The sequence below is a fragment of the Paenibacillus sp. P5_B5 genome (assembly GCF_056400365.1).
Window position 1 is genome coordinate 209,591 of sequence record NZ_JBFULK010000003.1, and the last position, 26,593, is coordinate 236,183.

Consider the following 26,593-nt stretch of genomic DNA (forward strand, 5'->3'; position numbering starts at 1 on the left):
TTTGAAGTGAGGAGGTTCATCTTATGCATGTTAATGGGGCTGATCTACAATTTGTTATTCACAAGAATGATGAAGCCGGAATTAAACAAGGTCAACATGTACAGAGGCCGATGGCAGAACAAGCTATGATAGGTCATGAATCTGATCGTGCCTTGCAACAGAAGAGAACCCAAACTACGAAGACACAATCTACAACAGGCAGACAGATTAATGCGAACCAAGAGGAACAACAGTCTAACGGACGTGATGGGAAGGGCAAACAGGACGCGAAACAAGGTAAATCCGAACAAGAGCGAATTAACGAGCAATCAGGCAAACACCCCTATAAAGGGCGCCATATCGATTTAACTATGTGAAAATAGGTGAGCGTATGACTGATGAACCGTTATTTTATATCGTATTAATAGGTCTTATTATTATTGTGTTCGCACAAATTCTAAATAAGAATGCTAAACAATCCCCTAAACAAAATAATCAATCCTTGGAAGAGTTTGAACAAACCATTGAGCTTTTTGCATCTGATTTAGAAGAGCAGAATGAGGCTCTTGTTCATTTGTTTAAAGATACGAAACGTGATTATGAGTTTCATCTAGCAAAGCAGACAGGTAAAATTGAGTTCTTGGAAAAACAGACGTTGGACATGGCACAGGAAATGACTTATCTTAAAGTAACATTGAATGAACTTCAGCAAAATGTTAGGCCATCACAGAGTGAAGTGATTATCGAGCAAGATACATCTAGACAAGCAAATAAGGAAATCACGAATGTCTCAGATGAATTAATGAATAGACAAGTAAATCAAGAAACAGTGCAAGAAGAAACTGCTGAAGATGTTCCAACTATCCTTCCAACCTTGAAAAATAGATATGAGGAACTATTTAGTATGTATGAGAATGGCAAGTCAATTGAGTATATTGCCAAAAAACTCGGTAAAAACAAGGGTGAAATCTCTCTAATCTTAATGCTCTCCAAACAAGAGGAGGCCCCCCAATGAACAAGAGACAGCTTTGGATGGGAATCGGCATTGGTATGATTGTAGGCGCCATACTGTTACAGTTAATGATCGTGATACCTAGTAGTAATGATGCTCCCTTAGCACAGGTACAAGATAAGCTGGACCCAGCAAAGGTTTACTCTCAAGATGAATTCAATCAGGAGCTTGAACTCAGAGTTAAGGAAGCGCTGGACAAGCAGGCCAAAGTCTCACCAGTACCGACTGCTCCAGCTACCTCGCCGCCTGAGATTGAGAAGCAAACTGTCATATATGTAGCTTATCGAACGACAACTGAAGAGGTTGTTAAGATGCTAAATAGTAGTGAACTAATTACGGATTCGGATGCCTTTATGAATGAAATGGTCAAGCGCAAATTAACAGGCAAAATTCGTACTGGTGTTCATTTATTTAAAGGTACACCAACATTTGATGAAATCATTGATAATTTAGTAAAACCTCAAACTTGATGATAAGACCTATGGACAGAGCTCATGGGTTTTTGTTATAGGTTGGTAAAATACTCGGCTGCATAATATGTTTAGAACACATAGAGGATCTTAAGTGAAAAATGTTATGCATAATCTATTGCATTATGAATCACATATATGGTATAGTTATTAGCGGTGTTAAAACGCACGCCAGTTCAATTTATGCAATGGTGCTTATCGGATGATAAGTGTTGCGTAAAGATGCGAATGGCGGAGGAGCACAAAATTAACCATTATAGAGGAGGTGTGTGAGGATGGCAGTAATTTCCATGAAACAGTTATTAGAAGCTGGGGTACACTTCGGTCACCAGACTCGTCGTTGGAATCCAAAAATGGACAAATACATCTTCACTGAAAGAAACGGCATTTACATTATTGATCTTCAAAAAACAGTTAAAAAGGTTGAGGAAGCTTACAACTTTGTTAAATCTGTAGCTGAAGGCAATGGTACTATTATGTTCGTTGGTACTAAAAAACAAGCACAAGATTCCGTGAAAGAAGAAGCGGAACGTTGTGGAATGTACTACATTAACCAACGTTGGTTGGGTGGTACTCTTACTAACTTCAAAACAATCAAAATGCGTATCGATCGTTTACACGCACTTGAGAAAATGGAAGTTGACGGTACTTTTGACGTTCTTCCTAAGAAAGAAGTTATCATTCTTAACAAAGAAAAAGATCGCCTTGAGAAATTCTTGGGCGGTATCAAGCATATGAAAGGTTTGCCAAGCGCGCTATTCATTATTGATCCGCGTAAAGAGCGTATCGCAGTTGCGGAAGCTCGTAAACTTGGTATTCCAATCGTTGGTATTGTTGATACTAACTGTGATCCAGACGAAATCGATTATGTTATTCCTGGTAATGACGATGCGATTCGTGCAGTTAAGCTACTTACAGCTAAAATTGCAGATGCAGTAGTAGAAGCTCATCAAGGTGAAGAAAACAACGCTTAATAGTTAAATAGAAATTCCAAAGAAGGGTGGTTTGAAGGTGTAAGAGCCTCTCGCCGCCCTTTTTTTAAAGTGATCAAGTAAATATTGGGAGGTTTTGTCAATGGCGGTAATTACAGCTGCAATGGTTAAAGAACTACGTGAAAAAACGGGTGCAGGTATGCTCGATTGCAAGAAAGCATTAGACGAAGCAGAAGGTAATGTTACGAAAGCTTCAGAAATTCTTCGTGAAAAAGGTTTAGCTGCAGCAGCGAACAAGGCTGGTCGTATTGCAACTGAAGGTCTTGTTGAATCTTACATACACGCTGGCGGTCGTGTAGGTGTTCTTGTCGAAGTAAACTGTGAAACTGATTTCGTTGCTAAAACAGATCAATTCAGAGCTTTCGTTAAAGACATCGCAATGCAAATTGCTGCTGTTAACCCAATGTATGTTCGTCGTGAAGAAGTTCCAGCAGATGCGATTGAGAAGGAAAAAGAAATTCTTCGTAACCAAGCGCTTAACGAAGGTAAACCAGAAAAAATCGTTGATAAAATGGTTGAAGGCCGTATTGCTAAGTACTACGAAGAGAACTGCTTAATGGAGCAATCCTTCATCAAAGACCCAGACAAAACAATCTCAACAATCGTTAATGAGAAAATTTCTGTAATTGGTGAGAATATCTCGATCCGTCGTTTCGTACGTTTTGAGCTTGGTGAAGGCTTAGAAAAGAAAGTTGAAAACTTTGCAGAAGAAGTTATGTCACAAGCTAAACTTTAATATACACAAGATCATAAACAAAGCTGGAACACACCCTGTGTTCCTTCTTTTTTAGAGAATTGGAAAGTATAAATTTATTCTATGCTCTTCTGATTCAATTTAAGAGGGTGTTGTATCGCTGTTATAAGCGGTAGATGCAGTTTTCTTTTGAATGTTCTTGTTTCGAAACGGAGGGTAATAAGTGTTAAAGCAACCTAAATTTAAACGTGTTGTGTTAAAATTGAGTGGAGAAGCATTAGCAGGCTCGCAAGGATACGGTATTGAATCCGAAATGATGACTTCTGTTGCCCAGCAGGTGAAAGAAGTTGTTGATCTTGGTGTTGAAGTAGCAATCGTTGTCGGTGGTGGCAACATATGGAGAGGTATTGCCGGTTCAGCCAAAGGGATTGATCGGGCAACAGCTGATTATATGGGAATGCTAGCAACGGTAATGAACGCTCTTGCTTTGCAAGATGCGCTTGAGAATAGCGGTGTTCCAACACGTGTACAATCATCGATAAATATGCAACAGGTTGCAGAGCCTTATATTCGCAGACGTGCAATCCGTCATTTGGAGAAAGGTCGAGTCGTTATTTTTGCTGCAGGAACAGGTAACCCTTATTTCTCAACAGACACGACTGCCGCACTCCGTGCCGCGGAGATCGAAGCTGAAGTTATTCTGATGGCTAAGAACAAAGTGGATGGCGTTTATTCAGCAGATCCGTTCAAAGATCCAACTGCAGTTAAATACGACGAACTTACTTACCTTGATGTGCTTAACAAAAACTTAGGCGTCATGGACGCAACGGCTTCTTCACTTTGTATGGACAACAATTTGCCTCTTATTGTATTCTCAATTACAGATAGTGGTAATATTAAACGTGTTGTACTAGGCGAAAAAATCGGAACGATAGTAAAAGGGAGTGTATCGTAATGCCACAGTCCATTAAAAAAAATGCGGAAGAACGCATGGACAAAGCTATTAGTTCATTAAAAAGGGAACTTGCTTCACTTAGAGCGGGACGTGCAACTCCAGCATTACTTGATCGTATTCAAGTTGAATATTACGGAGCTATGACACCTGTTTCTCAGCTTGCTAATATTTCAACACCTGATTCAAGAACCTTAACCATTCAACCATGGGATAAAACATCTATTGGTGCGATTGAGAAAGCAATTATGAAGTCAGAGCTTGGACTAACTCCTGCGAATGACGGTTCGTTAATTCGACTAGTTGTTCCTGCATTGACTGAAGAACGTCGTGGAGAGCTTGTTAAATTAACACGCAAGACTGGCGAAGAGTCAAAGGTTGCAATTCGCAATATTCGTCGCGACGCAAATGATGACATTAAGAAACTAGAGAAATCTGGTATTTCTGAGGATGAATCTAGAGGACATCAGGATGATATCCAGAAGTTTACGGATAAATACATTGCAGAAGTTGAGAAGGTATTATCTTCTAAAGAAAAAGAAATCATGGAAGTATAATTTAACATAACCCCCTATTTAACGGGGGTTTTAGTCTTTCCTTTATTGGGGGAAATGCACATGTGGAAGCGTTTGAAACAATGGTTCAGCCCTTCGTCTTCTATTTCATCACAACATTCACGTAATAGTAGCGAGGCAGTTGATAAAGATAATATTCCTGCCCATGTCGCTATTATTATGGATGGAAATGGAAGATGGGCGAAGCAACGTGGTTTGCCACGCGTTGCGGGGCATCATTCCGGAATGAAAAATGTCAAGAATATAACACTTGTGGCGAATGCACTTGGTATTAAAGTGCTCACCATGTATGCTTTTTCAACGGAGAATTGGAAACGACCGAAAGAAGAAGTAGACTTCCTGATGAAGCTGCCACAGGAGTTTTTTCCGCTTGAAATTGAAGACCTTATGAAGAATAATGTCCAAATTCGCATGACGGGATGGAAGGATGGCTTGCCTCCCCATACGTTAAAGGCAGTTGAGGACGCGATTGAGCGAACCAAAGGGAATACGGGTTTGATTCTTAATTTTGCCTTGAATTATGGCGGACGTAAGGAATTGCTATGTGGTATTCAGCAAATGATGATAGATGTGAAAGAAGGAAACCTTCATCCTGAAGAAATTAATGAGGATAGGTTTTCCGATTATATGTTAACTGCGGGCTTGCCAGATCCGGATCTCTTAATTCGTACAAGTGGTGAACAGCGATTAAGTAATTTCTTGCTGTGGCAAATTGCCTACTCCGAGTTATGGTTTACGAATGCTCTATGGCCTGAATTTACAGAGGACCATTTCTATCAAGCAATTGTTGAATATCAACAGCGGGGTAGAAGATACGGGGGATTGTAGTATCAATCGGAAATAGCGATTGGAGGAGTTTGCGTTGAAGCAACGCATCATTACAGGCGTAATTGCGGCAGTAGCGTTCTTGTCTTTATTATATTTGGGTGGTTATTGGTATTCAGGGCTGATTCTGTTGATGGCAACGATCGGATATTATGAATACATACGCATGTTTGATCTGCTAAAATTCAAGCTTGCTTCGTTAGTTGGTTTATTACTTTTGCTATGGATTGCTATTCCATGGGAAGTTAAGCAATTTGATCTAGGGATTACCCTTAATTATAATATCCTGTGGATTGCTATGTTTCTGTTACTAGCGGTTAATGTGATAAGTAAAAATCGTTTTGTAATCGATCAAGCTGCTGCCATATTTCTTGGCGCAGTATATATCGGTTATGGATTTCACTATATGATATCCATAAGATTACTTGAATCTGGTGGGCTGTTCTACACATTACTAATTTTCGTTTGTGTATGGATTACTGATGCAGGTGCTTATTTTGTCGGAGTTAAATTTGGTAAACACCCGCTATGGCCAACGATTTCGCCGAAGAAGTCAATTGAAGGCTCCGTAGGCGGAATTGTGATTGCTCTTGTTGGAGCTGTTTGCTTTGCACTATTAGCTCCAGAGCTTCTTACTGTGCCTCAAGCGCTTCTGATTGGGCTCGTTGTTGCCATATTCGGACAATTTGGTGATCTTATTCAATCAGCCTACAAGCGTGTTAAAGGTATTAAGGACACTGGCACAATTCTTCCTGGACATGGCGGTGTGCTAGATCGTGTGGACTCTTGGCTAATTGCCTTTCCAATTGTTCATGTATTAGGCTTATTAACTCTTAACCTGTAATGTTTAGAGGTGTATGATGAATAAATCAATTGCGATCCTAGGCTCAACTGGTTCTATAGGAACACAAACTCTAGATGTGGTTGCACAGCATAGAGAACAGTTTCGTGTAGAAGGGCTAGCTGGAGGATCAAATATAAAATTATTGCTAGAGCAAATTAAGACGTTCTCACCTCGAAAGGTATCTATTTCGACTAAACAACTGGCGGATGAGCTAAGACAGCATGTACCAGCTCATGTGGAAGTTTATTACGGTGATGAGGGTTTGCAGGAGGTTGCAGCTGGGACTGATGCTGATTATGTTGTTTCAGCACTTGTCGGTAGTCAAGGACTAAGGCCAACATTAGCGGCGATTCAAGCTGGAAAGACAATCGGACTTGCTAACAAGGAAACGTTAGTGAGCGCTGGTCACATTGTAACTGAAGCAGCTCGTAAGAACGGTGTTGCCATTCTTCCAATTGACAGCGAGCATTCCGCAATCTTTCAATGCTTGAACGGTGAGCGGCGCGGAGATGTTCGTAAGCTAACAATAACGGCTTCTGGCGGATCTTTCCGTGATCGAACACGTGAACAGCTACGGGGTGTAACTGTCCAAGAAGCACTGCAGCATCCGAATTGGTCGATGGGAGCGAAAATTACCATTGATTCTGCTACGATGGTTAACAAGGGTCTTGAAGTAATCGAGGCTCATTGGCTGTTTGATATGCCTTTTGATGATATTGATGTTATTATTCATCCCGAGAGTATCATTCACTCGTATGTAGAATTTAATGACCATAGTATTATAGCCCAGCTCGGAAATCCAGACATGCGTGTACCTATTCAATATGCACTTACCTATCCAAATCGGATTTCAAACACTACTTCGCACTTAGATTTAGCGCAGATTGGTAAGCTACATTTTCGTGAGATGGATATGAATCGTTATCCATGTATGCGAATGGCCTATGAATGTGGACGAGCAGGCGGGACTACACCAACAGTATATAATGCTGCAAATGAAATTGCGGTAGCTAAGTTTTTGGATGGAGGCATCTCTTTCTTAGCTATTGAGGAAGTTATTCTCCGGACAATTGATCAGCATGATATCATTGCAAATCCAGATTTGGATTCGATCATGCAAACGGATAGCTGGGCACGAATAACAGCCGCCAAAGTAATTACAAATATAGGTTAGATCAAGAGAGTGAGATAGCTTTGATGCTGTCAAACTCTCTTATTTTGTTTCTGTTAACGAATGAATAACAGGCTTGGCACATAAATTGTATATAGACTTTATAAACAACCTGAAGCTTCTACAAAGGTTAATGAATATGATAGTAGACATTTTTTGTTACCAAAAGGATTAACTTACGTATACTTCTTCAGAAGCTGTTTACTTGTTTTGGCTTATCAATTCATGTAATCTAATAACATAAAAAATTTCCTCGAGTAACATTGGTGCTAATATGCTTTGTGTTATTTCACATACTCGGGTATAAGTTCAAAGGAGGAAGGTACGTTTTGTCTGCTATAGAATTGACTCTTAAGGTTATCTTGTTGTTTTTTGTTTTGGTTACGATACATGAATTCGGACATTTTTACTTTGCAAAACGTGCAGGTATTCTCGTGCGTGAATTTGCGATTGGGTTTGGACCCAAGCTGTTCTCATACAAAAAAGGGGAGACGCGCTATACACTTCGTTTACTTCCAATTGGTGGTTACGTACGTATGGCTGGTGAGGATCCTGAGATTATTGAAATTAAGCCAGGTCAGACGATTGCAGTTAAGTTAAACAAGCAGGAGCAAGTAGCCTTCTTATACTTGGATCAACTTGAACAGCGTGCAAATGTGATTCAAGGCGAAGTGGTAGATATTGATCTAAATAAGAAATTACAAGTAAGTCTTCTGGTAGATGACGAGCATGTAATGTTTGATATTGATAAGCAAGCTATGATGGTAACACGAGGGGCAGAAACCCAAATTGCTCCTTATGATCGTCAGTTTGGATCTAAGACAGTTGGCCAGCGTGCACTCGCAATCTTCATGGGACCTGTGATGAATTTCTTGCTGGCTATTGTGTTGTTTGCCGTTGTTGTCATGATGCAAGGGATTCCATCGAATATTAAGCTTGATCAAGTTAACGCTGCTACACCTGCACAGACAGCGGGATTGCAGGTTGGTGATGTTGTAACATCTGTCAATGGTCAGCAAGTCGGATCAGACACAGTTAAGTTAAAACAAATGATTCAAGAATCCGTTGATAAACCAATGGAATGGTCTGTGATTCGAAATAGTCAATCATTAAGTTTACAAGTTACTCCGCAAATGGATAAAGCTCAAGGCAGTGTACTTGTTGGGGTTGTACTTGGTAGCGATAAGCGAACGGCTTCAGTTGGTGAAGTGTTTGAGGGCACATGGGATCAAGTTTCTAGCTGGACAGTTAACATTATTGACGGCTTTAAGAAACTCGTTTTCGGTGAAGTGAAGATGGATGATCTTGGTGGACCTGTTCGAATTGTTCAAATTACATCTGATTTTGCCTCCCATGGATTATCTTACTATATATTGTGGACTGCAATCTTCAGCTTGTATCTTGGCTTATTTAACTTACTTCCATTTCCAGCGCTTGACGGCTCTAGACTCGTCTTCCTTGGAATTGAAGCAGTTAGAGGGAAACCAATTGATCCGGCGCGTGAGAGTATCGTGCATTTTATCGGGTTTGCGGCGATGATGCTGTTAATGGTTGTTGTTACTTATAATGACATTGTTCGCTTATTTACAAGCTAATATAAAGTAGTCAAACAACTACTTATTCGGTTATAATGGTTGAAGCAAGTTTATAGCTAATGCTTACGATGCAAGTTTTCCTTTGGAAAGCTTTTGGGAGGATATTATGTCGAACGATAAACAAGATAAACAATTTGTTAAAGAAATTACTCCACAAAGCGAAGATTTCTCTCGCTGGTATTTGGATACGATTAAGAAAGCCGATTTAATGAGTTATTCACCTGTACGCGGTTGTATTGTATTTAAACCTGATAGCTATGAGTTATGGGAGAACATTCAGCGCGAGCTAGATCGTAGGTTCAAAGAAACGGGTCACCGTAACGCCTATTTCCCACTCTTTATTCCTGAGAGTTTCTTTCAAAAGGAGAAAGAGCACATTGAAGGCTTCAATCCAGAATTACCATGGGTAACTGAAGCAGGTGGAGAGAAACTAGAAGAACGTCTAGCCATTCGCCCAACTTCAGAGACGATGATTGGACATATGTACGCAGAATGGATCAATTCATACCGTGATTTGCCGCTTCTAATTAATCAATGGGCTAACGTTGTTCGTTGGGAGAAACGTACGATGCCGTTCTTACGAACAAGTGAGTTTCTATGGCAAGAAGGGCATACAGCACATGAAGATGAAGCTGATGCACGCAAAGAAACAATGCAGATTCTAGATATTTATCGTGACTTTGTAGAGAACTTCCTTGCAATCCCTGTTATCGTTGGTCAAAAAACACCATCTGAGAGATTTGCAGGTGCTGTTGATACGTACTCGATCGAAGCGATGATGCGTGATGGTAAAGCGGTCCAAGCAGGTACTTCGCATTATTTAGGTACTAAATTCGCTGTCGCTTTTGATATTAAATATTTAGATCGTGAGAATCAACATACGTTTGTACATACAACATCTTGGGGCGTGTCTACACGACTCATTGGTGCTCTTATCATGGTGCATGGTGATGATCGTGGACTTGCAATGCCACCTAAGGTTGCGCCAACACAGGTTATCATGATTCCGATTGGTCCTGCGAAGACGAGAGACCAAGTTATTGCCCGCACAGATGAATTGTATGCTGAGCTTAAAGCTGCAGGCGTTCGTGTAAGAGTAGACGCTCGCCCGGATCAAAGCCCAGGTTGGAAATTCAACGAGTACGAGATGCGTGGTATACCGCTTCGCGTTGAACTTGGACCACGTGATATGGAGAACGGTGTTGTTGTCCTTGTATCTCGTATTACAGGTGAGAAGCGTATCGTACAGCAAACGGATTTCGTTGTAGAAGTTCAGAAGATGCTGGAAGAAATTCATACCCAAATGTTTGAGCGTGCGAAGAGCTTCCGTGATGAGAATATGGTTGCTGTCGATACTGTAGATGAATTCGCAGCATTCTTAGAAGAGAAGCGTGGATTTGCTACAGCAGGCTGGTGTGGTTCTGATGCATGCGAAACACATGTTAAGGAAGTAACTGGTGCAACTTCGCGTAACATTCCATTCTCTCCAATTGAAGAGAAAACGAAATGTCTAGTTTGTGGAGAAGCAGCTAAACATACTGTAGTTTTTGGACGTTCCTATTAGTTTTTGTTTTTGTTTTTGTTAGTTTAGTAATTAATGTGATTAATAAATATAATGGATGGGCAAAGCGATGCAATTATTCCTTTGCCCTTTCTTATTGAAGGAGGATTTCACGCATGAGCCAAATGGGGGAGAAACGCAAGCGATTTGAGCTGCTTATGAACCAATCAGGTGTTCCAGCAGACATCGCACAGAACTATTTTGCAGATGCGTACTTGGATCAGGTGGAGGTTAGCCGTAAGACAGCTGATTGGAAATTTCACATGGTTGTTCCAAAGCTTGTACCACATGATGTATTTCGTCCATTCTGTCAAATGATCGCGGACAAGCATGCACATATTGCGAAAATACGTTTTGTCACGCATTTTGATGGTGTGACGACAGCTGATCTGGTGGATGAATACTGGGCGATGTTCATTACATGGGTACAACGAGAAGCAGTCAGCATTAACGGATGGATGACGACAGCAAAGGTCGATGTTGCGGGAAATCAATTAACACTGCACATGCTCGATGCGATTGGAATGGAACTGGCGAAAAAACGCAACATTGACAATTTTATCGTTTCGTTTTTTCGCGATTTCTTCGGTGTGGAGTTACATGTTCGTTATCAAGTAAATGAGGCCTCTAATGCAGAATTCGAGAAATTTGCTAAGCAAATTGAAGAAGAAGAACGCAACGTTACGCAGGAAATGATGATTTCAGCTTCCCAGGAAAATGATTCGAGCTCAAGCACGCCTGAAGCAGATGTAAAGTTAATGGTTGGATATGATATTCGTGATGTAGCCGTGCCGATTATGAATGTGCAAGACGAAGAGAAGAAAATTACGTTGCAAGGTACTGTTTTTGCTCTAGATTCTAAGGAGCTTCGTAATGGATCAACCTTGTTCACGTTTAATATAACGGATTACACAGATTCACTAATGGTGAAAGCTTTTGCGAAAACCAAGGAAGATGTGAAAATATTTAGCTTGCTGTCTAATGGAACTTGGATTAAAATTCGTGGACGTGTAGAGTATGATCGCTTTATGCAAACGCCTGAGCTTGTCATGATTCCTTCGGATATTAATGAAATTGCTTCGTTAGAAATATCACGTAAAGATGATGCGCCTGAGAAAAGGGTGGAATTCCATCTCCATACATCGATGAGTACGATGGATGGGATCACTTCTGTTGATCAATACATTAAACAAGCAGTTAAATGGGGACACAAAGCAATCGCAATTACCGATCACAGCGGTGTGCAAAGCTACCCTGATGCGAACAAAAATGCCAAAAAGCATGGAATTAAAGTTATATTTGGTGTAGAAGCGAATGTCATTAACGATTCGGTACCGATCGTAATGGCGCCTGTTGATGCCGAAATGAAGTCAGCAACTTATGTGGTATTTGATATCGAGACAACTGGATTATCAATCGTTAATAATAAGATTACTGAGCTTGCAGGAGTCAAAATGCGAGATGGCAAAGAAATTGATCGTTTCTCAACCTTCATTAATCCGCATGAAAAAATTCCTTATCATATACAGCAATTGACGAATATAACAGACGAGATGGTACAGGATGCACCTGAACTATCTGAAATGCTTCCGAAGTTTGTTGAGTTCTGTGAGGACTCTATTCTCGTAGCACATAATGCACGGTTTGATGTGGGCTTTATCCAAGCTAACTTAAAGCTATTAGGGCATCCAGACATGACGAACGCTGCACTCGATACGCTTGAATTCGCTAGATTGTTATTCCCAGATATGAAGAACCATCGACTAAATACACTTGCGGATAAGTTCAAAGTATCACTGGAGAACCATCACAGGGCGATTGATGACTCGATTGCATTAGGATCTATTCTGTTTCATCTAATTAACGAGGCGGCTGAACGTGGTATTTATGACCTTCAAAGGCTGAATGATTTTGTTGGATCTAACCTCAAAACTGCAAGACCTTTCCATTGCTGTATTTATGCTCAGAATGAAATTGGCAAAAAGAACTTGTACAAGCTTATATCATTATCTCACACCGAATATTTCCACCGGGTCGCTTGTATTCCCAAAAGCAAACTAACAGAGCTTCGCGAAGGTCTTATCATCTTATCAGGTTGTGAGAAAGGCGAGTTCTTTGAAGCAGTACTCAACAAATCCGTTGAAGAAGCTGAATCTGTTGCTGAATATTATGATGTACTTGAAATTCAACCAGTAAGCTATAATCAACACTTAATTGAAAAAGGATTTGTTGCTTCTACGACTGAGCTTCAGGATGCTATCAAACGGGTCTGCCAAATTGGAGAGAAGCTTGGCAAACGAGTTGTAGCTACAGGAAACGTCCATTATTTGAATCCCAAAGATAAGCTTTGCCGCGATATTACGATAAATGGCATTACAGGCTTTTCTCCTTTGAAGGGGATGAATAAGCCGGATGCACATTTTAGAACAACGTATGAAATGCTACAAGAATTCACTTTTCTCGGTGAGACGAAAGCCAAAGAAGTCGTTGTTACGAATACGAATTCACTTGCAGATGATTTTGAGTCCTTTGATCTGTTTAATGATAAGCTGTATACCCCAATCATTGAGGGTGCGGATGATGAAATACGTAATACATGCTACGATACAGCTAAACAAATCTACGGAGATCCATTACCTGAAATCGTTGTAGCTCGGCTGGAGAAGGAGCTTGTACCGATTATCAAATACGGCTTTTCTGCCAACTACTTAATTTCGGAGCGGCTTGTGAAGAAGTCGAATGAAGATGGTTACCTAGTAGGCTCTCGTGGTTCAGTTGGATCATCCATTGTCGCAACCTTCTTAGGGATATCTGAAGTTAATCCATTACCACCGCATTATGTCTGTGGAGAATGTAAATATAATGAATGGTTTACAGATGGCAGCATACCAAGTGGCTTCGATCTCAAAGATAAAGACTGTCCACAGTGTGGAGGTAAGCTTAAGGGCGAAGGTCAGGATATTCCGTTCGAGACATTCCTTGGATTTAAGGGAGATAAAGTTCCGGATATTGATCTTAACTTCTCTGGAGATTATCAGCCAATTGCTCATAATTATACGAAAATATTATTCGGAGACAAAGCTGTGTTCCGTGCAGGTACAATAGGTACGATCGCAGATAAGACAGCCTTCGGTTATGTGAAGAAATACGCAGAAGAGAACAATAAAAGCTGGCGTAGTGCTGAAGTAAGTCGACTAGCATCGGGCTTCACTGGTGTGAAACGTTCAACAGGTCAACATCCTGGGGGAATTGTTGTTGTTCCAGATTACATGGAAGTAGAAGACATTACTCCAGTTCAGTTTCCAGCAGATGATGTAAATGCAGAATGGAAGACGACACATTTTGATTACCATGCGTTTGATGCAAACTTGCTCAAGCTCGATATTCTGGGTCATGATGATCCGACTATGATGAGAATGCTGCAGGATCTTACGGGTGTCGATCCAACGACGATTCCGATGAACGATCCTAAGGTGATGAGTATTTTCAGCTCAACAGAAGCACTCGGTGTTAAGCCGGAGCAAATTCGAACGCCAGTCGCCACGTATGGTATTCCCGAAATGGGGACAAAATTTGTACGACAAATGCTTCAAGAGACGATGCCAAGCTCTTTTGCCGATCTTCTACAAATATCAGGTCTATCTCATGGAACAGGCGTATGGCTTGGTAATGCGCAAGAACTGATTCGTAAAGGGATTTGTAACATTAAGACGGTTATTGGTTGCCGTGATGATATCATGTTGTTCTTAATCTATAAAGCTGGTATGGATGCTGGTCTTGCCTTCAAGATTACAGAGAGCGTACGTAAAGGTAAGGGGCTTACAGATGAATGGAAAGATAATATGAAGGAGCATAAAGTACCTGCTTGGTATATTGAATCGTGTGAACGAATCGAGTATATGTTTCCAAAGGCACATGCTGCTGCTTATGTCATTTCTGCAGTGCGTTGCGCATTTTTCAAGGTATATTATCCTATTCAGTATTACACAACCTACTTCTCAGTACGGGCCGAAGATTTTGAACTTGATCTACTCTGTCAAGGACATTCAGCGATTCTCAAGCGGTTATTAGAAATTGAAGAAAAAGGCTTCGCTGCATTGCCAAAAGAGAAGTCGATGATTTCTATTCTAGAAATGGCACTTGAAATGACTTCACGCGGCTTATCCTTTAAACCAATTGATCTATATCGCTCTGATGCAAGTCGTTTTATCATTGATGGTAACTCACTTATTCCTCCGTTTTCAGCTATGCCTGGAATTGGTGAGAATGCAGCTAAGAATATTGCAGCTGCTCGTGAGGATGGCGATTACTTGTCAATTGAAGATTTTCAAATTCGTGCCAAAGCATCCAAAACTGTCGTTGAATTACTGAACGAAATGGGCTGCTTCCGCGGTTTGCCAGAGTCTAATCAGCTGTCATTATTCTAAGAAAAACAAGCGTTTAAGAGTGATTCAGGTCGGTTTACCTTTTGGAAATTGTATTGTCAATGCCTTGGCGGTTATGGTATACTTGATATTGGCAATAATGAAGATATCTTCTCGTGAACAAAGAGTGGGGAAACCCACTCTTTACATTTTGCTATAGACTTTTTTGGTTATAACTCACACACATTCAATTGCGAATTAGCATCGCGCACAAGAATTTTAGGAGGGTAGTACGATTGAGCACTGGAATTCAAACGATCATCGATGAAATGTTGACGGAATTTTTGACAGAGAACGGTTACGAACTTGTTGACGTAGAATACGTTAAAGAGGGCAGCAATTGGTTCTTACGCATTTATGTGGACAAAGAAGGTGGAATCGATATCGAAGATTGCTCCCGTATTTCGGAATATGCATCAGTTAAGCTTGATGCGAATGATCCGTTTTCGACTGCATACTTCCTTGAAGTATCTTCACCTGGTGCAGAAAGACCGCTCAAGAAACCAGAAGATGTACGCAAAGCCGTTGGGAAAAATGTGTTTATCACTACATATGAAGCGATCGACGGTACCAAAGAATTCGAGGGTAAATTGTTATCTTTCGACGGTGTACAGTTAGTCGTGCAAACCAGCAAGACGCAAAGCGCAATTCCTTATGCCAAAGTGGCAAGCGCACGTCTTGCAATCGTATTTTAAATGCCCAAAAACGCATACGCGTATTTCTGAAAGGGGGAACTGTTTTCTAATGAGTATCGATTTTATTGAAGCACTTTCTGACATTGAGCGTGAGAAAGGTATATCCAAAGAGCTGCTTATCGATGCAATTGAAGCAGCTATGATTTCTAGCTATAAACGTAACTTTAATTCTGCGCAAAATGTGCGCGTTGACATCAATCGCCAAACCGGAGTCGTAAAAGTATATGCTCGCAAAACGGTTATGGAAGAAATGCTTGATATGCGAACTGAAATCTCATTGCATGCTGCACGTGAGATGAATTCAAACTATCAACTAAATGACATCGTTGAGATTGAAGTTACACCGCGTGACTTTGGGCGGATTGCTGCACAAACAGCGAAGCAAGTTGTTACTCAACGTATTCGTGAAGCAGAGCGCGGACTCATTTACAACGCTTTTATTGAGAAAGAAGAGGATATTGTTACTGGTATTATTCAACGTCAGGATACTCGCAATGTCTATATTGATCTTGGTAAAGTAGAGGCTGTATTGCCACTAAATGAAATTATGCCGAACGAGACGTTTAAACAAGGTGAGCGTGTCAAAGCCTATATAACTAAAGTAGAGAATACGACTAAAGGTCCACAGATTATTCTTTCACGTACACATCCAGGTCTGCTTAAACGTTTATTCGAGCTTGAAGTTCCAGAAATTTTCCAAGGTGTTGTGGAAATTCGTTCTGTTGCTCGTGAAGCTGGATTCCGTTCCAAAATTGCCGTTCATTCCCGTAATCCAGAAGTTGATCCTGTCGGATCTTGTGTTGGTCCTAAGGGATTGCGTGTTCAGACGATTGTTAATGAGCTTCGTGGTGAGAAAATTGACATTGTTCGCTGGATGGAAGATATCAAGGAGTATGTAGCAAATAGCTTATCTCCATCAAAGGTACTTGAGGTCACAGTGTTTGAAAGTGAGAAAATGGCACGAGTAATCGTTCCTGACTATCAGCTTTCACTCGCAATTGGGATCAAAGGTCAAAATGCAAGGCTGGCTGCTAAACTTACTGGCTGGAAAATTGATATTAAAAGTGAAGCACAAGCTGAGCAGGAATACGGAAGACCACGTTCACTTTCCGAAGATGCTCGTCCTGACGCTGTTCCTTTAGATTAATTTGTTTGATTTCAGGTTAAGAGGTGAAAAACGATGAAACAGCGCAAAATTCCTCTACGCAAATGTGTCGCATGCCAAGTCATGATGTCGAAGCGAGATCTGATTCGCATCGTTAGAACACCCGAAGAAGAAATCATGATCGATCTAAAGGGTAAGCAATCTGGCCGCGGAGCTTATTTGTGTGGGAAGCAGTCATGCTTCAAATTAGCAAAGAAAAGCAAAGCGCTTGATCGTGCACTTAAGGCGAATGTTAGTCCTGACATCTACGATCGGCTAGAAACCGACTTTGTGAAAGTGGAAGATGAATTTATTCAAAATCAACAAGAAATGACGGATGACTCAGATGACTGCTAAATTCTATTCAGGCCTCGGACTAGCGACGCGGGCTCGCAAGCTTGTTACTGGTGAGGAAACGGTACTTAAGGCGATTCGATCTGGTGAAGCCAAACTCGTGATCATAGCTGAAGATGCATCTGAGGGTACTCGTAAGAAATTTAATGATAAATGTACGTCCTACAACGTTCCAATTCTTGTGTATGGAACACGTGAATTGCTCGGAGCAAGCATTGGCAAAGAAGCTCGTGTTTCTATTGCCGTAGTGGACCCAGGGTTCGTGCAAATGCTGCGTAAGAGCTTGCTATAAATCTCGGAGGTGAAAGGTATTGACAAACAAAAACGACAATAATAAAGATAAGCTTCGCGTATACGAATATGCCAAATCTTTAAATATGAGTTCTAAGGAAATCATAACAATACTTAAAAGATTGGATATCCCTGTAAATAATCATATGAGCGTAATGGAGAATGATGCGGTTTCTGGTGTGGAGAAATTTTTCTCTGATCTTAAATCAAATGCAGCTGCTAAACGTGCGACTGATGCACCTAAGAGCCCAAGTTCGGCTAATAACGCGCCTGTGAAACCTGCAGCAGTGCCTGCGGCTGATAAAGAAGCTAATGTAACTGCTAAGCCTGCAGTTGCTCCAGCCCAAGCTCAGTCATCAACAACTCAATCACGACCTTCATCCCCATCTCAACCTACGTCTGCTTCTGCACAACAGCAAAACAGACCAGCGAGTAGTTCGTCTCAAGGGAATCAACAGGGTAGTGGACAACGTCCAACTGGAAGTGGAGCGCAACCAAGACGTAATGATGGTCGTCCACAAGGTCAAGGACAAGGGAATTCGTCATACAACCGTGATGGTGCTTCGAGAGGGCCTGCTGGTCAAGGCGGACAGAACAGACCGTATAGCCAAGGACAAGGTCAAGGTGGTCAAGGCGCAAGCAGACCTCCACAACGTCCGGGACAAGGTACATCTACATCGCAATCCAGCCGTCCAGCACCTGCTGCACAGCAAGGACAACGCCGCGATGCGGGTCAACGTCCATCTTTTGATCGTCAAGGTCAAGGAAGTAATGTAGATTCTAAACGTACGGATTCTGATGATAAGAACAAGCGTTCATCTAAACCAGCACCACGCAGATTTGATGACAACAAGCCAGGTGCATTCAAAGGTGGACAGCGTGGCAATCAGAAGTACGGTAAAAATAACCGTGGTGCAGATCAGGTTAAGAAAGAAAAAGTGGATAACACACCGAAGAAAATTATTGTGCGTGGCTCGATGACTGTTGGTGAAACAGCTAAGCTGCTTCACAAGGATGCTTCAGAAGTTATCAAAAAGTTGTTGTTCTTAGGTGTAATGGCAACGATTAATCAAGAGCTTGATATTGAATCCGTTCAGATGATTGCTTCGGAATTCGGTGTTGAAGTTGAACTGAAAATTCCTGTTGAGGAAGATAAGTTCGAATTAGTTGAAGAGAAGGATGACGAAGCTGATTTGATGGAACGTCCTCCAGTTGTTACAATCATGGGTCACGTCGATCATGGTAAAACAACATTGCTTGATGCTATCCGTCATACGAGTGTAAGTGAAGGCGAAGCAGGCGGAATTACACAGCATATCGGTGCTTACCAAGTTGAAGTAAGTGGCAAGAAGATTACATTCCTTGATACACCTGGTCACGAAGCGTTCACAACAATGCGTGCTCGTGGTGCTCAAGTCACAGATATTACGATCATCGTAGTTGCAGCTGACGATGGTGTGATGCCTCAAACGGTTGAAGCAATTGCCCATGCCAAAGCAGCTCAAGTACCTATTATCGTTGCAGTTAACAAAATTGATAAGCCTGGTGCAGACGTAGATAAAATTAAGCAATCGTTGACTGAATATGAACTTGTTCCTGAAGAGTGGGGCGGAGATACTATTTTCTGCGAAGTTTCAGCTAAACAACGTATCGGTCTTGAGAACATGCTTGAAATGATTCTGCTTGTTGCAGAGGTTCAAGAATATAAAGCAAATCCTGATAAACGTGCTCGTGGTACGATTATTGAAGCTGAGCTAGACAAGGGCCGCGGACCTGTTGCTCGTCTATTAATCCAGCACGGAACACTTAAAGTGGGAGATTCCTTCGTTGCTGGCGTATGCTTCGGTCGTGTCAGAGCAATGGTTAACGATAAAGGTAAACGTTTAAAAGAAGCAGGCCCATCTACACCAGTTGAAATTACTGGATTAACTGAGGTTCCACAAGCTGGCGATCCATTCATCGTATTTGAAGATGAGCGCAAGGCTCGTGACATTGCTGATAAGCGTGCAATTGCACTTAAACAATCAGAAGTTCGTGCGAATTCAAGAGTTACCTTGGAAGAATTGTATAAGCATATTCAAGAAGGTGAAGTTAAGGACTTGAATGTGATTATTAAAGGTGATGTACAAGGCTCAGTCGAAGCACTCAAAGGATCACTTGAGAAAATCGAAGTTGAAGGTGTTCGTGTCAAAATCATTCTTAATGGTGTTGGTGCGATTACGGAATCTGATATTATTTTGGCATCAGCATCCAACGCGATTGTTATCGGCTTTAACGTTCGTCCAGAACCACAAGCTAAGAATACAGCCGATCAAGAGAAGGTTGATATTCGTTTACATCGGATTATCTATACAGTAATTGAAGAAATTGAACAAGCGATGAAGGGAATGCTTGATCCAATATTTAAGGAAAATATTACTGGTCATGCAGAAGTTCGTAACGTGTTCAAAGTTACCGGTTCAGGTACAATTGCTGGTTGTATGATTACTCAGGGCAAAATTTCTCGTAACGCTGAAATCCGCTTAATTCGTAACGGAATCGTTGTACTTGAAGGTAAAATCGATTCACTTAAACGTTTTAAAGACGACGTTAAAGAAGTTGCTCAGGGTTATGAGTGCGGAATATCTTTAGAGAAATTTAATGATATTAAAGAAGGAGATATTATTGAAGCCTTCATCATGGAAACTGTAGAGAGGTGATCATATGGCTAGAGTACGTGTTGGCCGAGTAGGCGAACAGATCAAGAAAGAGCTCTCTCAAATCATTCAATCGGATATTAAAGATCCACGCGTTGGATTCTTGACAGTAACTGGTGTTGATGTGACGAATGATTTATCACAAGCTAAAGTTTATTTAAGCGTTCTTGGTACAGATGAAGTTCGAAATAATGCACTTCAAGCTTTAACCAAAGCAACTGGCTACATTCGGTCAGAGCTGGGTAAACGTATTCGTTTGCGTAAGGTTCCTGAGCTGCTCTTCAAAATTGATACTTCAATTGACTATAGCTCGCGAATTGAGAATCTTCTTCATAAAATTAACGAGGAGAATTCGCCAGAATGATAACCTTTGATGGAAAAGAATATGAGCCAATGTTTTCGCAAGCGGGGAAATTTATCTTAGATCATGATAATTTTCTTGTAGTGGCTCATATTCAACCGGATGGAGATGCGATTGCTTCTACGGCCGCAATGGGTTGGATTTTGAAACAGCTTGGTAAGAAATACACGATGATGAATGAGAACAACGTGCCTGCGAAGTTTCATTTTCTACCTGGAGTCGTGGATCTTTTGGATGGGACTAGCTTTGATTCTGAAAGTAAGTTCTCACAAGTGATTGCACTGGACTGTGCCGATTATTCTCGAATTGGTTCGATTAATTCGTTCATTGCAGAAGGTGCAGAACTACTCAACATAGATCATCACCCGACAAATGATTACTATGGTACGCATCAATTAATTAAGGCTGACGCGGCAGCTACCGTTGAAATCCTATACGATTTGGCCAAGCTGTTAGACCTTAAGCTTGATGCAGACTTTGCAACACTGATTTATACAGGGCTACTTACGGACACTGGTGGGTTTCGTTACTCATCAACAACGTCCAAGGTACTCAAAACTGCAGCAAGATTACTGGAACTTGGAGCCCAAGGTCCAGAGCTTGCTAACCTCCTGCTTGAGAGAATGACATTTGAACAAATATCATTGTTGCAGAATGCTTTGCCTACACTTACCTTTTCACAAGATCGAAAGATTGCATGGATTGTCGCAACTTCTGAATTGATTGCTGGAGCGGGTGCTTCTAATGAAGATTTAGATGGACTTATTAATTTTCCACGTAATGTTCAAGGTGTAGAGGTTGGGCTGCTTCTTAAACAAAGAGGAGATTCAGAGTATAAAGTTTCCTTTCGTTCAGCAGGTAAAGTAGACGTGGCACTAATCGCTAAAGGCTTTGGTGGTGGAGGTCATGTACGTGCTTCCGGCTGTACGATGCATGGTCAGGTAGAGGATATTATCGCCCAACTGTTACAGGAAGTAGGGAAACAGCTAAGATGACAAAACAGCAGCTCGAAGGCGTCTTGGCTGTCATGAAGCCAGCTGGATGGACTTCCCATGACGTTGTAGCCAAAGTTCGTAGACTCGTAGGCGTTAAGCGTATTGGGCATACTGGGACACTCGATCCGCAAGTGACAGGTGTTCTGCCACTTTGTATTGGCCGGGCAACAAGAGTTGTCGAATATATTCAAGAACTTCCTAAGCAATATGAAGCTACTGTCGTAATAGGTTTGGCTACAGATACAGAAGATTTAACTGGTACTGTAACTGAGCGTGTGAATGAAGTCACAATCTCTGAGGCTGATATTCGTTCAGCGATTATCTCTTTCATTGGAGAAATCGAACAGGTACCACCGATGTATTCAGCTGTTAAAGTAGATGGCAAAAGATTGTATGAACTAGCTCGTAAGGGCGAACAGGTGGAACGAAAGGCGCGCAAAGTTACAATATACGAGCTTGAAATACTTGAATTACGTTTAGGTGAATCATTACCTGAATTCTCCTTCCGTGTCACGTGTTCCAAAGGGACCTATATTCGAACACTGTGTGTGGATATCGGTAAAAGGCTTGGATTTCCTGCTGTAATGAAGCAGTTAGTTCGGACAAGAACAGGGAATTTAACACTTGAAGATTCTTTAAGTTTGGAACAAATCGCGGAGTTATCAGAGAATGGATTGTTATCTGAACGACTTTTACGGGCGGATCTTGCGATCGGGCATATGCCACTCGTACAACTTTCAGATACGCAGGCGATTCAAGCAGCGCAAGGAAGAAGAATTCGTCTTCATGATGATCATCCTATGGATGCTGTGCAAGATAATGCGATTATTCGAGTGTACGATACTCATGACCGTTTTGTCGGATTGTTCGAATGGAACCAAACGGAACGATTGCTGTTACCACACAAAATCTTTTGTGAACCTCTCTCTTTACCGGTTTAACTTTTGGTAGGTGATCATTTATGGACATAATTTCATTAACATACCCATTTATCGATATTTCCGAAGCACCGTGTAGTAAGCAAACCATTGCTATTGGAGAGTTTGATGGCGTACATCGCGGTCATCAAGAAGTGATTGCAAGAGCAAGTAAATCTGCTCTAGCATCACATTCTGAGTTAGCCATCATGACGTTTGATCCACATCCTCGCAAAATAATTGGAGTAGAGGGTTATGATCAGTTGCTTGCACCTAATCCAATTAAGTTGGATTTATTTGAAAAACTCGGTATAGATCGAACTTATTTAGTAACGTTTAATGAAAACTTCATGCGTTTAAGTGCGTCAGAATTTGTTGAGACAATTCTTATTCCGCTTCATCCTGAAACGATAATCGTGGGGTTTGATTTCCGTTTCGGACATAAGGCCGAAGGAAATGTAGATACCTTATGCGAACTGAGTAAAGGAAGATTTGCAGTAGAGGTTGTCCGTCCTTACTTAAAAGAAGGAGCAGAAACCAAAGTAAGCTCTTCCTCGATTCGGACAGCACTTGCTGAAGGTAATGTTGCAGCAGCTAATCTATTGCTTGGACGCAATTACAGTGTTCATGGTGAAGTTATTCATGGCGATGCCCGCGGTCGAACGATTGGATTTCCAACTGCTAATTTGCGATTGACTGATCCTTATGTGATTCCTAGTAATGGCGTATATGCTGTTCGTGTTGAGTTCAATGGCTCCGTTTTCGATGGTGTTATGAATATTGGGATTAAGCCTACTTTCGAGAATAAAGAACTTAAGGTATCATTAGAAGTTCATATTCTTGACTTCTCTGAGGAAATTTATGGACAGCAATTAACTGTCAAGTTGATTGATTTCATTAGAGGTGAACGCAAGTTTCCTTCCATAGATGAACTGGTCAAGCAAATTCAGTCAGATGCAGATACAGCGAGAGCATTATTGTCGAAACTTCCTATATAAGTGGAATAAATGACAGCATCCAATTTGATTTTCTCTTGATTCGGTAATAAATAAATGTTATACTGATTGACGTTACGATTTAGGCTGAAGCTATTAGCTAGCCTTACGTAATTAGAACCTCAGCGTGGTTTTCGTTTTCACCGACGTTTTCTGGGCTGTAGGCGATTAGAAATGTAGAATAGGAGGTGAAAAGGATGGCATTAACTCAAGAACGTAAAACACAATTGATTCAAGAACACAAAACTCACGAGTCCGATACAGGATCTCCTGAAGTGCAAGTAGCTATCCTTACGGAAAATATCGTTAATTTAACGAACCATTTGCGCACACACAAGAAGGATCATCATTCCCGTCGTGGTTTGCTTAAAATGGTAGGTCAACGTCGTAAATTATTGGCTTACTTGAAGAACAAAGATGTAAGACGTTACAGTGCTTTGATCGAAAAGCTCGGTTTACGCAGATAATCACAGTTGCCCAAAAGCAACCGCGCTTCGCGCGCCTGAGCTCCTAATGCGAGCCGCGCGCGCCAAGCAGGTTGCTTTTCTTGTTTATTCATCTTAAGAAACGCTTTTCTCCTCATCAAGATGGTGAAACCGTTTCTTCTTATATACATATTTTAAAAGTGGAAAAGAAGGAAATACTAAATAATACGCAGAATACATATGGAGATTAATTATTTATATTAGTCCGTTCGATGATTTTGGACAAGCAAGAATGATCGTTCGGAATTTTATTTGTAAATAAGAAGGTATACTATTTACGTTGATACTTTCACCTATTTACCATAAAAAGTTTGAAGTATTCATGTTGGTTTTACTTACAGGAGGTTAATTATGATTAAAAAAGTACAAATGGACTTAGGTGGTAGACCACTAATTCTTGAAACGGGTCAATTAGCTAAGCAAGCAAATGGTTCTGTAACCGTTCGTTACGGTGACACAGTCGTATTATGTACAGTAACAGCGTCCAAAGATCCAAAAGACTTGGATTTCTTCCCGCTAACTGTGAACTATGAAGAAAGACTTTATTCGGTAGGTAAAATTCCTGGTGGCTTTATCAAAAGAGAAGGCCGTCCTAGTGAAAAAGCAATTCTATCGAGCCGCTTGACTGACCGTCCAATTCGTCCCTTATTCCCAGAGGGCTTCCGCAATGATGTACAAATTGTCTCCATCGTGATGAGCGTGGATCAAGAATGCGCACCTGAGATTGCCGCTATGATCGGTACATCGGCTGCGTTAAGTATCTCAGACGTACCATTCAATGGACCTGTTGGTGGTGTTATTGTTGGACGTGTTGATGGACAATTCGTCATTAATCCAACGACAGAACAGTCATTAGTTAGCGATATCGATCTAGTTGTAGCAGGAACCAAAGACGCTATTATGATGGTTGAAGCTGGTGCTGCTGAAGTTCCGGAAGAGGTTATGCTTGAAGCAATCATGTTTGGCCACGAAGAGATTCGTAAAATCGTAGCCATTCAAGAACAATTCGTTCTTGATGCTGGTAAGCCAAAGATGGAAGTTAAGCTTCATGGTGTTGAACCAGAAGTCAATGCAGCAGTTCGTGCATTTGCAGAAGCTAGACTGGTTGAAGCCATTAAAGTTTATGAGAAGCATGCTAGACAAGATGCGATTGATGCTGTTAATAGCGATGCAACTGAGCATTTTAAAGCAGTGTATGAAGCAACTCCTGAATTAATGAAAGATGTAAATGAAGCGCTACATGACATCGTTAAAGATGAAGTGCGTCGCTTGATTACTCATGATAAAGTTAGACCAGATGGTCGTGGTTTATCCGAAATCCGTCCAATTGATTGCGATATTGAGATTCTGCCGCGTACGCATGGTTCTGGATTATTTACACGTGGTCAAACGCAAGCACTTTCTATTTGTACGCTAGGCGCGCTAGGCGATGTGCAAATTCTTGACGGGCTTGATCTAGAAGAAACAACAAAACGTTTCATGCATCACTATAATTTCCCGCCATTCTCAGTAGGTGAAGCTAGACCACTTCGTCCACCAGGACGTAGAGAGATTGGTCACGGTGCACTTGGTGAAAGAGCACTATCATATGTAATTCCATCTGAAACTGAATTCCCGTATACGATTCGTCTTGTATCTGAAGTATTGGAATCGAATGGTTCTTCTTCACAAGCGAGTATCTGTGCTTCAACACTTGCGATGATGGATGCTGGTGTACCGATTAAAGCGCCAGTTACAGGTATTGCGATGGGATTAATTAAAGATGGCGAGCATTTCTCCATATTGTCAGATATTCAAGGTATGGAAGATCATCTTGGTGATATGGACTTTAAGGTTGCAGGTACAGCTAAAGGTGTTACTGCACTTCAAATGGATATTAAGATTGAAGGTATTAACCGTGAAATCCTACGTCAAGCTCTTGAGCAAGCCAAAGAAGGTCGTATGTTTATTCTTGGTAAACTCATGGATCGTATCCAGCAGCCGAAGACTTCACTTTCCGCTTATGCACCTAAAATTATTGTGATGAACATCAATCCTGATAAGATTCGTGATGTTATCGGAGCTGGTGGTAAAATCATTAATAAAATTATTGAAGAAACTGGCGTGAAAATCGATATTGAGCAAGATGGTCGCGTATTTATTGCTTCCTCTAATCAAGCGATGAATGAGAAAGCACAATCAATCATCGAAGGGATCGTACGTGAAGCTGTTATTGGTGAGACATACCTGGGTACAGTTAAGCGTGTTGAGAAGTTCGGCGCATTCGTTGAAATATTACCAGGTAAAGAAGGACTTGTACATATTTCACAGCTCTCAACTGAGCGCGTAGCTAAGACAGAGGACGTAGTAGCAGTTGGGGATCAAATCACAGTTAAAGTGACTGAGATTGATGGACAAGGCCGTATCAATTTATCTCGTAAAGCTACTTTGCAGGTTGAAGCACAAGCTTAATAAATGATAAACAGCAGATGCACTTTAGAATCCATGATGTATTCGTGGATTTTGAGGTGCTTTTTTTGTGAAAGAAAAGTATAATTAACTCTTTTTTCGCATATGCCTAGGACAA

The 26,593-nt window shown here is 41.1% G+C and carries 24 protein-coding genes; all 24 read left to right on the forward strand.

Features of this window, described 5'->3' with window-relative positions:
- The first annotated feature begins 23 nt into the window (after positions 1-23).
- The 24 genes from AC1DOK_RS05990 to pnp all read left to right on the forward strand — a co-directional run bounded on the left by AC1DOK_RS05990 (position 24) and on the right by pnp (position 26,478).
- Positions 24-356, forward strand: a complete 333-nt coding sequence (locus AC1DOK_RS05990) for a hypothetical protein (RefSeq protein ID WP_477553333.1) — start codon at positions 24-26, stop codon at positions 354-356.
- A 14-nt stretch (positions 357-370) separates the two neighbouring features.
- Positions 371-994: a DUF6115 domain-containing protein gene (locus AC1DOK_RS05995; protein ID WP_477553334.1), complete on the forward strand. Its 624-nt coding sequence runs from the start codon at positions 371-373 to the stop codon at positions 992-994.
- Positions 991-1,461 carry a hypothetical protein gene (locus AC1DOK_RS06000; RefSeq protein WP_477553335.1) on the forward strand — a complete coding sequence of 157 codons (471 nt, stop codon included), beginning with the start codon at positions 991-993 and terminating at the stop codon, positions 1,459-1,461. The genes AC1DOK_RS05995 and AC1DOK_RS06000 overlap by 4 nt, the downstream gene beginning before the upstream one ends.
- Before the next feature lie 275 nt (positions 1,462-1,736).
- Positions 1,737-2,435: a 30S ribosomal protein S2 gene (rpsB, locus tag AC1DOK_RS06005; protein WP_477553336.1), complete on the forward strand. Its 699-nt coding sequence runs from the start codon at positions 1,737-1,739 to the stop codon at positions 2,433-2,435.
- Positions 2,436-2,535: 100 nt separating this feature from the next.
- On the forward strand, positions 2,536-3,189 hold the full coding sequence (gene tsf / locus AC1DOK_RS06010; RefSeq protein ID WP_477553337.1) for a translation elongation factor Ts: 654 nt from the start codon (positions 2,536-2,538) through the stop codon (positions 3,187-3,189).
- A gap of 181 nt (positions 3,190-3,370) precedes the next feature.
- Complete coding sequence (gene pyrH / locus AC1DOK_RS06015) at positions 3,371-4,102, forward strand: UMP kinase (protein ID WP_477553338.1); 732 nt, start codon at positions 3,371-3,373, stop codon at positions 4,100-4,102.
- A complete protein-coding gene (gene frr, locus AC1DOK_RS06020) occupies positions 4,102-4,656 on the forward strand; it encodes a ribosome recycling factor (protein ID WP_477553339.1) in 555 nt (184 codons plus the stop codon). The genes pyrH and frr overlap by 1 nt, the downstream gene beginning before the upstream one ends.
- Positions 4,657-4,716: 60 nt before the next feature.
- Positions 4,717-5,502: an isoprenyl transferase gene (locus AC1DOK_RS06025; protein WP_477553340.1), complete on the forward strand. Its 786-nt coding sequence runs from the start codon at positions 4,717-4,719 to the stop codon at positions 5,500-5,502.
- Between the two features lie 34 nt (positions 5,503-5,536).
- Positions 5,537-6,343: a phosphatidate cytidylyltransferase gene (locus tag AC1DOK_RS06030; protein WP_477553341.1), complete on the forward strand. Its 807-nt coding sequence runs from the start codon at positions 5,537-5,539 to the stop codon at positions 6,341-6,343.
- A gap of 16 nt (positions 6,344-6,359) precedes the next feature.
- Positions 6,360-7,517, forward strand: coding sequence for a 1-deoxy-D-xylulose-5-phosphate reductoisomerase (locus AC1DOK_RS06035; protein WP_477553342.1), 1,158 nt, complete (start codon positions 6,360-6,362; stop codon positions 7,515-7,517).
- A gap of 326 nt (positions 7,518-7,843) precedes the next feature.
- On the forward strand, positions 7,844-9,109 hold the full coding sequence (gene rseP, locus AC1DOK_RS06040) for an RIP metalloprotease RseP (protein ID WP_477553343.1): 1,266 nt from the start codon (positions 7,844-7,846) through the stop codon (positions 9,107-9,109).
- Positions 9,110-9,215: 106 nt separating this feature from the next.
- On the forward strand, positions 9,216-10,673 hold the full coding sequence (gene proS / locus AC1DOK_RS06045) for a proline--tRNA ligase (protein ID WP_477553344.1): 1,458 nt from the start codon (positions 9,216-9,218) through the stop codon (positions 10,671-10,673).
- 113 nt (positions 10,674-10,786) lie between these two features.
- Positions 10,787-15,097: a PolC-type DNA polymerase III gene (locus AC1DOK_RS06050; protein WP_477553345.1), complete on the forward strand. Its 4,311-nt coding sequence runs from the start codon at positions 10,787-10,789 to the stop codon at positions 15,095-15,097.
- Positions 15,098-15,330: 233 nt separating this feature from the next.
- Entirely contained in the window at positions 15,331-15,789 is a 459-nt protein-coding gene (gene rimP, locus AC1DOK_RS06055; RefSeq protein ID WP_477553346.1) for a ribosome maturation factor RimP, read from the forward strand.
- Positions 15,790-15,838: 49 nt separating this feature from the next.
- Positions 15,839-16,936 (forward strand): transcription termination factor NusA, encoded by a 1,098-nt coding sequence (nusA, locus tag AC1DOK_RS06060; RefSeq protein ID WP_477553347.1) that lies wholly within the window; start codon positions 15,839-15,841, stop codon positions 16,934-16,936.
- 33 nt (positions 16,937-16,969) lie between these two features.
- The gene (gene rnpM / locus AC1DOK_RS06065) at positions 16,970-17,290 is read left to right on the forward strand and encodes an RNase P modulator RnpM (RefSeq protein ID WP_477553348.1); all 321 of its coding nucleotides are present in this window, start codon (positions 16,970-16,972) and stop codon (positions 17,288-17,290) included.
- Positions 17,280-17,579, forward strand: a complete 300-nt coding sequence (locus AC1DOK_RS06070) for a YlxQ family RNA-binding protein (RefSeq protein WP_477553349.1) — start codon at positions 17,280-17,282, stop codon at positions 17,577-17,579. The genes rnpM and AC1DOK_RS06070 overlap by 11 nt, the downstream gene beginning before the upstream one ends.
- 85 nt (positions 17,580-17,664) lie before the next feature.
- Positions 17,665-20,277 carry a translation initiation factor IF-2 gene (gene infB, locus AC1DOK_RS06075; RefSeq protein WP_477553432.1) on the forward strand — a complete coding sequence of 871 codons (2,613 nt, stop codon included), beginning with the start codon at positions 17,665-17,667 and terminating at the stop codon, positions 20,275-20,277.
- Between the two features lie 4 nt (positions 20,278-20,281).
- Positions 20,282-20,638 (forward strand): 30S ribosome-binding factor RbfA, encoded by a 357-nt coding sequence (gene rbfA, locus AC1DOK_RS06080; protein WP_477553350.1) that lies wholly within the window; start codon positions 20,282-20,284, stop codon positions 20,636-20,638.
- On the forward strand, positions 20,635-21,630 hold the full coding sequence (locus AC1DOK_RS06085) for a DHH family phosphoesterase (protein ID WP_477553351.1): 996 nt from the start codon (positions 20,635-20,637) through the stop codon (positions 21,628-21,630). Before rbfA ends, AC1DOK_RS06085 begins: the two co-directional genes overlap by 4 nt.
- The gene (gene truB / locus AC1DOK_RS06090) at positions 21,627-22,571 is read left to right on the forward strand and encodes a tRNA pseudouridine(55) synthase TruB (RefSeq protein WP_477553352.1); all 945 of its coding nucleotides are present in this window, start codon (positions 21,627-21,629) and stop codon (positions 22,569-22,571) included. The genes AC1DOK_RS06085 and truB overlap by 4 nt, the downstream gene beginning before the upstream one ends.
- Positions 22,572-22,591: 20 nt before the next feature.
- A complete protein-coding gene (locus AC1DOK_RS06095; protein ID WP_477553353.1) occupies positions 22,592-23,545 on the forward strand; it encodes a bifunctional riboflavin kinase/FAD synthetase in 954 nt (317 codons plus the stop codon).
- A 194-nt stretch (positions 23,546-23,739) separates the two neighbouring features.
- Positions 23,740-24,009, forward strand: coding sequence for a 30S ribosomal protein S15 (rpsO, locus tag AC1DOK_RS06100; protein WP_477553354.1), 270 nt, complete (start codon positions 23,740-23,742; stop codon positions 24,007-24,009).
- 369 nt (positions 24,010-24,378) lie between these two features.
- Positions 24,379-26,478, forward strand: coding sequence for a polyribonucleotide nucleotidyltransferase (pnp, locus tag AC1DOK_RS06105; protein WP_477553355.1), 2,100 nt, complete (start codon positions 24,379-24,381; stop codon positions 26,476-26,478).
- The last annotated feature ends 115 nt before the right edge of the window (positions 26,479-26,593 follow it).